12 protein-coding genes are annotated in these 11,999 nt (G+C 65.2%); all 12 read left to right on the top strand.

Annotated elements, in window-relative coordinates:
- The first annotated feature begins 166 nt into the window (after nucleotides 1-166).
- The 12 genes from ACF8LI_RS05700 to ACF8LI_RS05755 all read left to right on the top strand — a co-directional run bounded on the left by ACF8LI_RS05700 (nucleotide 167) and on the right by ACF8LI_RS05755 (nucleotide 11,998).
- On the top strand, nucleotides 167-1,636 hold the full coding sequence (locus tag ACF8LI_RS05700; RefSeq protein ID WP_026062374.1) for a DegQ family serine endoprotease: 1,470 nt from the start codon (nucleotides 167-169) through the stop codon (nucleotides 1,634-1,636).
- A 429-nt stretch (nucleotides 1,637-2,065) separates the two neighbouring features.
- The gene (lepA, locus tag ACF8LI_RS05705) at nucleotides 2,066-3,874 is read left to right on the top strand and encodes a translation elongation factor 4 (protein ID WP_016447789.1); all 1,809 of its coding nucleotides are present in this window, start codon (nucleotides 2,066-2,068) and stop codon (nucleotides 3,872-3,874) included.
- Nucleotides 3,874-4,851 (top strand): signal peptidase I, encoded by a 978-nt coding sequence (gene lepB, locus ACF8LI_RS05710; RefSeq protein ID WP_016451178.1) that lies wholly within the window; start codon nucleotides 3,874-3,876, stop codon nucleotides 4,849-4,851. The genes lepA and lepB overlap by 1 nt, the downstream gene beginning before the upstream one ends.
- A gap of 70 nt (nucleotides 4,852-4,921) precedes the next feature.
- Complete coding sequence (locus ACF8LI_RS05715) at nucleotides 4,922-5,284, top strand: DUF4845 domain-containing protein (protein WP_016451179.1); 363 nt, start codon at nucleotides 4,922-4,924, stop codon at nucleotides 5,282-5,284.
- Nucleotides 5,285-5,968, top strand: a complete 684-nt coding sequence (rnc, locus tag ACF8LI_RS05720) for a ribonuclease III (protein WP_012207060.1) — start codon at nucleotides 5,285-5,287, stop codon at nucleotides 5,966-5,968.
- Nucleotides 5,965-6,999, top strand: a complete 1,035-nt coding sequence (era, locus tag ACF8LI_RS05725; RefSeq protein ID WP_392414758.1) for a GTPase Era — start codon at nucleotides 5,965-5,967, stop codon at nucleotides 6,997-6,999. Before rnc ends, era begins: the two co-directional genes overlap by 4 nt.
- A 27-nt stretch (nucleotides 7,000-7,026) precedes the next feature.
- Entirely contained in the window at nucleotides 7,027-7,797 is a 771-nt protein-coding gene (recO, locus tag ACF8LI_RS05730) for a DNA repair protein RecO (RefSeq protein WP_016451180.1), read from the top strand.
- Nucleotides 7,794-8,567: a pyridoxine 5'-phosphate synthase gene (locus tag ACF8LI_RS05735; RefSeq protein ID WP_160852070.1), complete on the top strand. Its 774-nt coding sequence runs from the start codon at nucleotides 7,794-7,796 to the stop codon at nucleotides 8,565-8,567. The genes recO and ACF8LI_RS05735 overlap by 4 nt, the downstream gene beginning before the upstream one ends.
- 20 nt (nucleotides 8,568-8,587) lie before the next feature.
- Nucleotides 8,588-8,983, top strand: coding sequence for a holo-ACP synthase (gene acpS, locus ACF8LI_RS05740; RefSeq protein ID WP_016447783.1), 396 nt, complete (start codon nucleotides 8,588-8,590; stop codon nucleotides 8,981-8,983).
- Nucleotides 8,984-9,032: 49 nt separating this feature from the next.
- Nucleotides 9,033-10,124 carry a beta-N-acetylhexosaminidase gene (gene nagZ / locus ACF8LI_RS05745; protein WP_016447782.1) on the top strand — a complete coding sequence of 364 codons (1,092 nt, stop codon included), beginning with the start codon at nucleotides 9,033-9,035 and terminating at the stop codon, nucleotides 10,122-10,124.
- A gap of 109 nt (nucleotides 10,125-10,233) precedes the next feature.
- Entirely contained in the window at nucleotides 10,234-11,331 is a 1,098-nt protein-coding gene (locus ACF8LI_RS05750; RefSeq protein ID WP_374006982.1) for a 6-phosphofructokinase, read from the top strand.
- Between the two features lie 7 nt (nucleotides 11,332-11,338).
- Nucleotides 11,339-11,998 (top strand): DUF1294 domain-containing protein, encoded by a 660-nt coding sequence (locus ACF8LI_RS05755; RefSeq protein ID WP_392414757.1) that lies wholly within the window; start codon nucleotides 11,339-11,341, stop codon nucleotides 11,996-11,998.
- Nucleotide 11,999: the final 1 nt, after the last annotated feature.

Consider the following 11,999-nt stretch of genomic DNA (forward strand, 5'->3'; position numbering starts at 1 on the left):
AACAGCGTCTTTCAGGCTTCTGAGCCATCGTCTGGCCGGTGCATGCCGGGACTGCGCCAGAATGTGGCGTTCGTCCGAGATGCAAGTCGGCACCGCGTATCTGAACAGGCCGCCCGGGCGCAATGGGCACGGGGGCAACACAATGATTGAGAAGGAAAGGATCACCATGACCACAGTTCGATGGAAGACGCTGCAGTCCTGCACACTGGCAGGCGTTCTGGCGCTGGCTGCTGGCAGCGCCTCAATGCTGGTGCCGGTGAGTGCCGCTCATGCGCAAAGCGGTGCCGTGGTGCGGGGTCTGCCGGACTTCACCGACCTGGTCGAGCAGGTAGGGCCTTCCGTGGTCAACATCCGCACGTTGGAGAAGGCGTCGGCCAACTCTGCCGAGGCGCTGGGCATGGATGAGGACATGCTCGAGTTCTTTCGCCGCTTCGGCCTGCCCGTGCCCAATGTGCCGCGCCAACGCCCCCAGCCGCGTTCACAGCCTGACGAGGAACAGCCGCGTGGCGTGGGGTCGGGCTTCATCCTGACGGCGGACGGCTTTGTGATGACCAATGCCCATGTGGTCGAAGGTGCTGACGAGGTCATCGTCACGCTGACCGACAAGCGTGAGTTCAAGGCCAAGATCGTGGGCAGCGACAAGCGCACCGACGTGGCCGTGGTCAAGATCGATGCCACCGGACTGCCCGCCGTGAAGATCGGCGACGTGAACCGTCTCAAGGTCGGTGAGTGGGTGATGGCCATCGGATCGCCCTTCGGCCTCGACAACTCGGTCACCGCAGGCATCGTCAGCGCCAAGCAGCGCGACACGGGAGACTATCTGCCCTTCATCCAGACCGATGTGGCCATCAATCCCGGCAACTCGGGCGGCCCGTTGCTGAACATGCGCGGCGAGGTCGTGGGCATCAACAGCCAGATCTATTCGCGTTCCGGCGGCTTCATGGGGATCAGCTTCGCGATTCCGATCGACGAGGCCGTGCGCGTCAGCGACCAGCTGCGCGCCACCGGCAAGGTCACGCGAGGGCGCATCGGCGTGCAAATCGGGCAGGTCACCAAGGACATTGCCGAATCCATCGGCCTGGGCAAGGCGCAGGGTGCGCTGGTCTCTGCCGTGGAACCCGATTCCCCAGCCGCCAAGGCCGGCGTCGAGGCGGGTGACGTGATCATCAAGTTCGATGGGAAGGCCATTGAGAAGGTCGCCGACCTGCCGCGTCTGGTGGGCAACACCAAGCCCGGAACGCGCAGCACCATCACGGTATTCCGCCGCGGAGCCGCCAAGGATCTGACCATGGTGATCGCCGAAGTCGAGCCCGATGGCGCTCCCCAGGCAAAGGCTGCAGGCAAGGGCAGCACCCTGGTCTCCCAGTCACTGGGCCTGACGCTGGCCGAACTCACGGATGCCCAGAAAAGGGAATTGGGCATCAAGGGCGGTGTCCGCGTGACGGCCGCTGTCGAGGCAGCAGCACGCGCAGGCCTGCGCGAAGGTGATGTGATCCTGCAACTGGCCAATGTCGAGATCACGGGGCTCAAGAGCTTCGAGGCCACGCTGGCCAAGGTGGACAAGAGCAAGCCGGTGAACCTTCTGGTGCGCCGCGGCGAATGGGCTCAGTACGTGCTTATCCGTCCTGCCCGCTGAGGGGTTGGGGCAGGCCGGTTTTTCGGGGCCCTGGGGAATACCCTCGGAATCCGGATCAAGGCCTGTCCATGCCCCTTGGGGCATTGGGTAAAATGCCCCACCAAAGCGTGACGGCTCAAGGCGTCAGAAACCTGTTTTCAAAGAGGATTGTTGCGGTGCAAAAGCACCGCACTATCCGGTGATCGACGGGCTAGAAATGGCTTGTCGGGTCTGTTGATAAACTGTTGATAAATAATTGTGACAGATCAAGCCCGGAGCTTTGCAGGCCTTGTCAGGGCTTGGTTTCCAGCCCTTTTTGCCTACAATAAAGTCCCAACTATCGCAGTTGCCAGAGATTGTTGGTTCGGGGCGCGTCGTTCATGGACGCGCCCTTTTTTCTTGCGCGCCGACCCTGTCGTTTTCCACTTTCACTAGCAGTCCTTCTCGTTGATGAACCACATCAGAAATTTTTCCATCATTGCGCACATCGACCATGGCAAGTCGACGCTGGCCGACCGCCTGATCCAGCGTTGCGGAGGCCTGGCTGACCGTGACATGGAAGCCCAGGTGCTGGACTCGATGGATATCGAGAAAGAGCGCGGCATCACCATCAAGGCGCAGACGGCTGCCCTGCAGTACAAGGCCAAGGATGGTCAGGTCTACAACCTCAACCTCATCGACACGCCCGGCCACGTGGACTTCTCGTACGAAGTCTCGCGTTCCCTGTCGGCCTGCGAGGGAGCGCTGCTGGTGGTGGACGCCTCTCAGGGCGTAGAGGCACAGACCGTGGCCAACTGCTATACCGCGCTGGATCTCGGCGTGGAAGTGACGGCCGTTCTCAACAAGATGGATCTGCCGCAGGCCGACCCCGACAACGCCAAGGCAGAGATCGAGGACGTCATCGGCATCGATGCCAGCGATGCCATTCCCTGCTCGGCCAAGACCGGCATGGGCATCGACGAGATCCTGGAAGCCGTGGTTGCCAAGGTGCCGCCGCCCAAGGGCAATCCCAATGGCCAACTGCGCGCCATGATCATCGACAGCTGGTTCGACACTTACGTGGGCGTCGTGATGCTGGTGCGCGTGGTCGATGGTGAACTCAAGCGTGGCGAGCGCTTCAAGATGATGGCTTCGGGCGCTGCCTACGAAGCCAACAACCTGGGCGTGTTCACTCCGGCCGACGTGCCGCGCGACGCGCTGCGCGCCGGCGAGGTGGGCTACATCATTGCCGGCATCAAGGAGCTCAAGGCAGCCAAGGTGGGCGACACCATCACGCTGGAAAAGAAGCTTCCCAACAATCTGGGCCCTGCCACCGAAGCCCTGCCCGGCTTCAAGGAAATCAAGCCCCAGGTGTTCGCGGGTCTGTACCCCACCGAAGCCAGCGAATATGACCAGTTGCGCGATGCGCTGGAAAAGCTGCAGCTCAACGATTCGTCCCTGCAGTTCGAGCCTGAAGTCTCTCAGGCGCTGGGCTTCGGCTTTCGCTGCGGCTTCCTGGGCCTGCTGCACATGGAAATCGTGCAGGAGCGCCTGGAGCGCGAATTCGACCAGGACCTGATCACCACCGCGCCCAGCGTGGTCTACGAAGTGGTCAAGGGCGATGGCGAGGTCATCCAGGTCGAGAACCCATCCAAGATGCCCGATGCCGGCCGTATCGAGGAGGTGCGCGAGCCCATCGTCACCGTTCACCTGTACATGCCCCAGGACTATGTGGGCCCGGTGATGACGCTGGCCAACCAGAAGCGCGGCGTGCAGATCAACATGCAGTACCACGGCCGCCAGGTGATGCTCACCTATGAGATGCCGCTGGGCGAGATCGTGCTGGACTTCTTCGACAAGCTCAAGTCGGTCTCGCGCGGCTATGCCTCCATGGACTATGAGTTCAAGGAGTACCGCGCCTCCGACGTGGTCAAGGTGGACATCCTGCTCAACGGCGAGAAGGTCGATGCGCTGTCCATCATCGTGCACCGCTCCCAGGCCACGTACCGCGGCCGGGCCGTGGTGGCGAAGATGCGCGAGATCATCAGCCGCCAGATGTTCGACGTGGCCATCCAGGCCGCCATCGGCGCCAACATCATTGCTCGGGAAACCGTCAAGGCCATGCGCAAGAACGTGCTGGCCAAGTGCTATGGCGGCGACATCACCCGCAAGCGCAAGCTGCTGGAGAAGCAAAAGGCCGGCAAGAAGCGCATGAAGCAGATCGGTTCGGTGGAAGTGCCTCAGGAGGCCTTCCTGGCCATCTTGCAAGTGGAGGATTGATGCAAGCTATGCAATGGATTACGGCCGTCGTGCTGGCGGCTTTCGTGGGCTATATCGGCGCCTGGTACACGGGCTTCATCGAGGGCAACTTCGCGTTGCTGCTGTTCCTGGCCACCGTGGTCACTGGCCTGTACTGGGTGGCCGAACGGCTGTATTTCCTGCCCCGCCGCCGCCGCGCCGCCGTGGCCATCGAGGAGGCTGCCGTGGCGCGCCGCGCAGAACTCGACCGCATGGGCATCGCCAAGACCGACATCGAGGTGTCGGAAGAGGCCAAGGGCCGCATCCTCATGCAGCCCTGGTGGCTGGACTGGACCGCGGGCCTGTTCCCCGTGATCGCCATCGTCTTTGTCCTGCGCTCGTTCCTGTTCGAGCCGTTCAAGATTCCCTCGGGCTCCATGATCCCCACGCTGCTCGTGGGCGACCTGATCCTGGTGAACAAGTTCACCTACGGCGTGCGCCTGCCGGTGATCAACACCAAGATCACCCAGGGCCAGCCGCTGCAGCGCGGCGATGTGGTGGTGTTCCGCTATCCTCCGCAACCCAGCCTGGACTACATCAAGCGCGTGGTGGGCCTGCCGGGTGACGAGATCTCCTATCTGAACAAGCGGCTGACGGTCAATGGCAAGGAAGTCCCGGTCAGCGAACTGCCGGACTTCTTCGACAAGGACGCGATGCGCTACTTCAAGCAGTACGAGGAGTCGCTGGGCGACAAGCCGCACCGCATGATCGTGAACCAGGACGTGCCCGCATTCATCCAGGGTGCCAGCGGCTTCGAGTTCCGCGAGAACTGCCGCTACAGCGTCGAAGGCATCACCTGCAAGGTGCCCGAGGGCCAGTACTTCATGATGGGAGACAACCGCGACAATTCGCTGGATTCCCGATACTGGGGCTTTGTGCCCGACAAGAACATCGTTGGCCGGGCCTTCTTCGTCTGGATGAACTTCGGGGATTTCAAGCGCATCGGCGGCTTCCATTGATCACATGCATGCCTGAGGGCCAGATGCCCCCAGGCATGCGCGAGGGATTCACATCGGAGGAGGAAAAAGCATGTTGACATCGAACAACCGGCGTTCGCGCCAGCGCGGTCTGTCCTTTCTGGGACTGGTGTTTGTGATTGCCCTGGGCGTGGGTGTGGTGGCCGTGGGCGCACAATCAGTGCCGGTCTTCCTGGAGTATCAGGCCATCGTCAAGGCCGCCAACAAGGCGGCCCGCGAAGGTAATTCCGTGGCCGAGGTCAAGGCCAGCTTCGAGCGTTCAGCCGCCATCGATGACTTCACATCCGTGAAGGGCGCAGACCTCGAGGTGACCAAAATCAATGACCGTGTGGTGGTGGGGTTCGAATATTCGCGCGAGATCCATCTCGTGGGCCCCGCCTACCTGACTTACCGTTTTAAGAAGCAGACCCAATAGGTGCCTCCCTTACTGAATGCGCTGCAGCTGAGGCTGCAGCATCAATTTGCCGAGCCTGCATTGCTGCAGCGTGCCGTCACGCACCGCAGTTTCTCGGCAGACAACAACGAGCGCCTGGAATTCCTCGGTGACTCGGTGCTGAATCTTGCCATTTCCAGCCTGCTCTACCAGCGGCTCAGTTCCATGCCCGAGGGCGATCTGTCCCGCGTGCGCGCCAACCTGGTCAAGGAAGGCACGCTGCACCAGATCGCGCTGAGGCTGCAGTTGCCCGATCTGCTGCGCCTGGGCGAAGGCGAATCCAAGTCGGGCGGCAAGCAACGCCCCTCCATCCTGGCCGATGCGGTCGAGGCCCTGATCGGCGCAGTGTATCTGGACGCCGGCTACGCTGCGGGCGAGAAGGTGGTACACCATCTCTTCGAGGGCGTGGACATCAACCCCCACATGCGCGCAGCCGAAAAGGATGCGAAGACGGCCCTGCAGGAATGGCTGCAGGGGCGGCGCATGAAGCTGCCGCAGTACGAAGTGGTTGCCACCACGGGCGCCGCCCATCGCCAGACCTTCGAGGTGGCCTGCGCGATTGCCGAGTTGCAACTGCAGGCCCGGGGAACGGGTGCCTCGCGCAGGGCCGCCGAGCAGACGGCTGCCACAGCCATGCTGGAACTATTGAAAGCAAGACACGCATGAACCAAGACAAACCCCCGGCGCCGGCACAGACCGCCGCCGAACTCGACGCCCTGCTGGCTGCGGCCAAGCCCGGCGCTGGCGCAGCTCGCACGGCATCCGCTGCTGATGACACCCCGGCACCCCAGGTGCCGACCGGCCCGCAGCGCTGCGGCCTGATCGCCATCGTCGGCAAGCCCAATGTGGGCAAGTCCACGCTGATGAATGCGCTGGTGGGCCAGAAGATCAGCATCACCTCGCGCAAGGCGCAGACCACGCGCCACCGCATCACGGGCATTCGCACGCGCGCCGCGACGCAGTTCATCTTTGTCGATACGCCGGGTTTCCAGACCAAGCACAGCACGGCACTGAACAAGTCGCTCAACAAGACCGTGATGGGCGCCATCGGCGATGTGGACCTGATCCTGTTCGTCGTGGAAGCCGGCCAGTTCACGCTGGCCGATGCCAAGGTGCTGTCGCTGTTCAAGCCCGGCATCCCCACGCTGCTGATTGCCAACAAGCTGGACACCGTGGGCCGCCGTGCCGAGATCGCCCCCTGGCTCAAGGGCATGCAGGAGCGCCATCCGTTCGCCGAGTTCGTGCCCATGTCGGCCAAGAACAAGGGAGACATCGAGCGCCTGTTCGGCATCTGCGAGAAGTACTTGCCCGAGCAGGACTGGATGTATGCCGCCGACGAGCTGACCGACCGCAGCGAGAAGTTCCTCGCCTCGGAGACCGTGCGCGAGAAGCTGTTCCGATTCACGGGCGACGAGCTGCCCTACACCTCCACGGTGGTCATCGACAAGTTCGAGGAAGAGGCCAGCAAGCAGCACAAGCGTTTCATCCGCGTGGCGGCCACCATCGTGGTCGAGCGCGACGGCCACAAGGCCATGATCATCGGAGAGAAGGGCGAGCGCCTCAAGCGCATCAGCACCGAGGCGCGCCAGGAGCTGGAAAAGCTCATGGATGCCAAGGTCTTCCTCGAAGTCTGGGTCAAGGTCCGCTCCGGCTGGGCCGACGACGAAGCCCGCGTGCGTTCGTTCGGCTACGAGTGAGCACCCTTACCGCAAGGCCCTGCGTCCATGGCTAGCGCCAAGCGTGTCTCGGACGAGCCGGCCTTCGTCCTGCACAGCTACGACTGGAGCGAGTCCAGCCTGATCCTTGAGGTCTTCACGCGTCACCGGGGCCGCGTGGCGCTGGCGGCCAAGGGCGTCAAGCGGCCGACCTCGAACTTTCGCCCCGTGCTGCTGCCGCTGCAGCCGCTGAGCCTGAGCTACAGCCTGGGCGGCGAGGGCAATGGCGAGATCCATACCCTCAAGGGCGCAGAGTGGGTGGGCGGGCATGTCATGCCCCAGGGTGACGCCCTGCTGTCGGGCCTGTACCTCAACGAGCTGCTGATGCGCCTGCTGGCGCGCGACGATCCCTACGCGGCGCTGTTCGACATCTATGCCGGCGTGGTGCGCGTGCTGGCAGGCCAGCATGGCGATGCCATCGAGCCCGTGCTGCGCACCTTCGAGCTGCTGCTGCTGCGCGAACTGGGCCATCTGCCTGCCTTGAATGAGGAAAGCGCCACGCTGGCGCCGCTGGCCGAGGGGCGTCGCTATGCGCTGGTGGCCGAAGGCGGCCTGCGCCCGGCGCTGCAGGGCGAGCGCGCCGTGCTGGGCGCTGCGCAATGGCAGGCCATTGAAAGCGCGCTGCAGGCACGGCAGGCCTTCAACGCCACACTGCATGTGGTGGCCCAGCCCGAGGCGGCGCTGGCCCTCAAGCCCCAACTGAGGGCCTTGCTGCAATACCATTGCGGCAGTCCCATGCTGCGCACCCGCCAGCTGATGATGGATCTGCAATCGCTATGAATCTTTCCCACGCTTCGCAGCGCACGGCGCTGTCGGTCAATGTCAACAAGGTTGCGCTGCTGCGCAACACGCGCCATCTGGGCATTCCCAGCGTGACGCGCGCCGCGCGCATCTGCCTGGAGGCCGGTGCCCAGGGCATCACCATCCATCCGCGTCCCGACCAGCGCCATATCCGCAGCGAAGATGTCTATGAACTGCATGCGCTGATGAAGCAGTGGCCGCAGGCGGAGTTCAACATCGAGGGCAACCCGACGCAGAACCTGATGGACTTCATCCGGGCCACGCGCCCGCACCAGGCCACCTTCGTGCCCGACAGCGAGGACCAGTTCACCAGCGACCATGGCTGGAACTTCCCGCAGGATGCCGAGCGCCTGAAGCCGCTGATCGCCGAATGCCGCCAACTCGGCGTGCGCGTCAGCCTGTTCATGGACCCGGTTCCCGCACAGATGGCCGCTGCGCGCGCCGCGGGCGCCGACCGGGTCGAGCTGTACACCGAGCCCTATGCGGCCGCCTGGGGCACGGCAGACCAGGAAGTTCAACTGCAGGCCTACGCGGCGGCGGCCCAGGCTGCGCTGGACGCCGGGCTGGGCATCAATGCCGGCCATGACCTCAGCCGCGACAACCTGGCCGCCTTCGTGGCGCGCGTGCCGGGCCTGCTCGAAGTCTCCATCGGCCATGCGCTGATCGCCGACGCGCTGGAGCTGGGCTACGCCCAAACCGTGCGCGCCTACCAGCAGTGCATAGACCAGGGCATGGCGGCGCGCGCCTGAAGCTTTCGCGGAGCGAATCCATGATCTACGGCATCGGTACCGACATCTGCGACGTGCGCCGCATCCGCGCCAGCCTGGAGCGCCATGGCGACCGTTTCGCCGAGAAGGTGCTGGCCGAAGGCGAACTGTCCACCTGGCGAGCCCGCCGCGCGCGCTGGCCCGAGCGCGGCATCCGCTTCGTCGCCACGCGCTTTTCCGCCAAGGAGGCCTTTTCCAAGGCCATAGGCATGGGCATGGTCATGCCCATGACCTGGCGCAGCTGCGAGGTCGTCAAGCTGCCCAGTGGCCAGCCAGCCATCGTGCTGCACGGCGCGCTCAAGGAATGGTTCGAGGCACGGAACCTGCAGGTGCACCTGTCCGTGACCGACGAGAGCGACTACGCGGCCAGCTTCTGCGTGGTCGAGCGCCGCGCCTGACACCCGGCCGGCGCAGCGCTGGCTTTTTTGACTCCACAGGATTCATAGCATGACCGAGCACGCACCCCTGATCATCGACATCGCCGGCAAGGCGCTCACCGACGCGGACCGCCGGCGCCTGGCGCATCCGCTGGTCGGCGGCATCATCCTCTTCGCCCGCAACTGGGAAAGCCGCGAGCAACTGGTGCAGCTGTGCGCCGATATCAAGGGCGTCAAAGCCGACCTGCTGATCTGCGTGGACCACGAGGGCGGGCGCGTGCAGCGTTTTCGTGCCGACGGATTCACGCATCTGCCGCCCATGCGCGCCTTCGGCCAGATGTGGATGGACGACGGCAAGGGCAGCAAGCAGCGCGAAGGCAGCGGCGCCCTGGCTGCCATGAACGCCGCCACGGCGGCCGGCTACGTGCTGGGCACCGAACTGCGCGCCTGCGGCGTGGATTTCAGCTTCACCCCGGTGCTGGACCTTGACTACGGTGCCAGCAGCGTCATCGGCGACCGCAGCTTCCACCGCGACCCGCGCGTGGTGGCGGCGCTGGCCCGCAGCCTCATGCACGGCCTGCTGCAGGCCGGCATGGGCAACTGCGGCAAACACTTTCCCGGCCACGGCTTCGTCAAGGCCGACTCGCATGTGGACATTCCGGTCGATGGCCGCAGCCTCACCGCCATCCTGGGCGAGGACGCCGCGCCCTATCCCTGGCTGTCCAGCGTGCTCACGGCCGTGATGCCGGCCCATGTGATCTACCCCAAGGTCGACAGGCGCCCGGCCGGTTTTTCCGCCAAGTGGCTCAAGGACATCCTGCGCAGCCGCCTGCGCTACGACGGCGCCATCTTCAGCGATGACCTGAGCATGGAGGGCGCGCGCCGCATCGACGGGCAACTCATCGGCTACACCGACGCAGCCCTGGCCGCGCTGGAGGCCGGCTGCGACATGGTGCTGCTGTGCAACCAGAGCCTGGGCCTGGGCGAGCATGTGGACGAGCTGCTGGCCGGCATGGAGGCCGCGCAGCGCAGTGGCCGCTGGCAGCCCGATGCCGACAGCGAATCGCGCCGCCTGGCCCTGCTGCCGGAGACCGTGCCCCAGCCCTGGGACGACCTCATGCGCCAGCCGGCCTATCTCCAGGCGCTGGACCTGCTGCCTTGATGGATTGACGAGCGCAGCGGCTGGCCGGCTGAGGCCTGGCGGGCTTTGCAAAGGCTGTGCGGGCCATGGAGGACGCGCACGCCAAGTGTTTTCACAGGAGAGTTTTCCCATGCGCGTTGGCGTGCTGACCGGAGGTGGCGACTGCCCCGGCCTGAATGCGGTGATCCGTGCGGTCACCAAGTCCCTGATCAACCACGGCCAGTGCGAGGTGCTGGGCATTGCCGACGGCTTCGAGGGCCTCATGCTCGACCCGCCCGGCGTCAAGCCCCTGGGCTGGGACGAGGTCTCGGGCATCCTGCATGTGGGCGGCACCATCCTGGGCACCAGCAACAGCGCCAACCCCCTGCGCGATGCGGCCACGCTGGAGCATGTGGGCCGCAATGTTCGGGCACTGGGCCTGGACGTGGTGGTGGCCATCGGCGGCGACGGCACCATGAGCCTGGCGCATGGCCTGGCCGAACAGGTGGGACTGACCTGCGTGGGCGTGCCCAAGACCATCGACAACGACATTGCCAACTGCGAGCGCAGCTTTGGTTTCGACACCGCCGTGGCCACGGCCACCGAGGCGCTGCGCCGCATCGAGAGCACGGCCAACAGCCACCACCGCGTGATGATCGTCGAGACCATGGGGCGCCATGCCGGATGGCTGGCGCTGGAGGCCGGCATTGCCGGTGCGGCCGACGTCATCCTGCTGCCCGAGATCGACTACGACCTGCAGGCCATCGTGGATTTCTGCCGCATGCGCGAGCAGCGCCAGCGCTACACCATCATCTGCATCGGCGAGGGTGCCAAGGAAAGCGGCGCCAGCCTCACGGTGCGCGAACGCATCGAGCAAAGCCCCGACCCGGTCCGCCTGGGTGGCGTCGGCCATGTGCTGCGCGAGCGCCTGCAGCCCCACCTCAGGAGCGAGGTGCGCACCACGGTGCTGGGCCATGTGCAACGCGGCGGCGACCCCACTCCCTTTGACCGCGTGCTGGCCACCCAGTACGGCCACCATGCGGCGCAGCTGGTGCTGTCCGGCGGCTTTGGGCGCATGGTCACGCTGCAGGGCGGGCAGATCGGCAGCGTGGAAATCTCACGCGTGGCCAACACCCAGCGCACCGTGCCGCTGGACCACGGCCTGCTCACCATGGCGCGCGACATAGGCATTTGCCTGGGCGAGCCCCGCAAGCCTGCTGCGTCGCCGGCCGCCGCTGGCCGCCACTGAGCCTGCCATGCGGCAACAGGGGCGCATCACCGGCTGGAAGGACGAGCAGGGCTTCGGCTTCATCGAGCCCGATGGCGGCGGGGCGCCGGTCTTTGTGCACATCAAGTCCTTCACCGATCGCCGCCGCAGGCCCGAGGGGGGCGAGTGCGTCAGCTACGTGCCCGGCCGCAACGCCCAGGGGAAATGGCGCGCGCAGGATGTCGCCTTCATTGGCGAGTCCAGGAGCGGCCATCCGCAGCCTGCGCGGCGACGCCGTGCCGGCATTTCCTCGCGGCCTCAGTCAACTGTGCGAGGCCAGGTGGCAGTGGGGCTGGCCGCTGCCTTCTTCTGCGTGCTGATGGCCGTTGCCTGGATTGGCCGCATGCCCTGGGCACTGGTCGGCCTGTATGCGGCGGCAAGCCTGGTGACCTTCATGGTCTACGGATTCGACAAGTCCGCCGCCGTGCACGACCGCTGGCGTACCAGCGAAGGCCGTCTGCACCTGCTGGCGCTGCTGGGCGGCTGGCCTGGCGCGCTGCTCGCGCAAGGGCTGCTGCGGCACAAGTCCAGCAAGGCCTCGTTCCAGTTGGTATTCTGGATCACCGTGGGGATCAACTGCGGCCTGCTGGCCTGGCTGCTGTCACCGGCGGGTGCGCCGTTGCGGGCTCTGGCACCCGGCATCTTCTGAA

This window comes from Delftia sp. WSY_12 (genome assembly GCF_043104645.1).
In the GTDB taxonomy this organism is placed as follows: Bacteria; Pseudomonadota; Gammaproteobacteria; order Burkholderiales; family Burkholderiaceae_C; genus Comamonas; species Comamonas tsuruhatensis.

What these genes read in the sequence shown, in the direction of transcription:
- nagZ (WP_016447782.1), top strand. Translation starts at nt 9,033, where the DNA reads ATGACCGAGCACGCACCCCTGATCATCGACATCGCCGGCAAGGCGCTC.
- ACF8LI_RS05755 (WP_392414757.1), top strand. Translation starts at nt 11,339, where the DNA reads ATGCGGCAACAGGGGCGCATCACCGGCTGGAAGGACGAGCAGGGCTTC.
- era (WP_392414758.1), top strand. Translation starts at nt 5,965, where the DNA reads ATGAACCAAGACAAACCCCCGGCGCCGGCACAGACCGCCGCCGAACTC.
- lepB (WP_016451178.1), top strand. Translation starts at nt 3,874, where the DNA reads ATGCAAGCTATGCAATGGATTACGGCCGTCGTGCTGGCGGCTTTCGTG.
- lepA (WP_016447789.1), top strand. Translation starts at nt 2,066, where the DNA reads ATGAACCACATCAGAAATTTTTCCATCATTGCGCACATCGACCATGGC.
- ACF8LI_RS05750 (WP_374006982.1), top strand. Translation starts at nt 10,234, where the DNA reads ATGCGCGTTGGCGTGCTGACCGGAGGTGGCGACTGCCCCGGCCTGAAT.
- acpS (WP_016447783.1), top strand. Translation starts at nt 8,588, where the DNA reads ATGATCTACGGCATCGGTACCGACATCTGCGACGTGCGCCGCATCCGC.
- ACF8LI_RS05735 (WP_160852070.1), top strand. Translation starts at nt 7,794, where the DNA reads ATGAATCTTTCCCACGCTTCGCAGCGCACGGCGCTGTCGGTCAATGTC.
- ACF8LI_RS05715 (WP_016451179.1), top strand. Translation starts at nt 4,922, where the DNA reads ATGTTGACATCGAACAACCGGCGTTCGCGCCAGCGCGGTCTGTCCTTT.
- recO (WP_016451180.1), top strand. Translation starts at nt 7,027, where the DNA reads ATGGCTAGCGCCAAGCGTGTCTCGGACGAGCCGGCCTTCGTCCTGCAC.
- ACF8LI_RS05700 (WP_026062374.1), top strand. Translation starts at nt 167, where the DNA reads ATGACCACAGTTCGATGGAAGACGCTGCAGTCCTGCACACTGGCAGGC.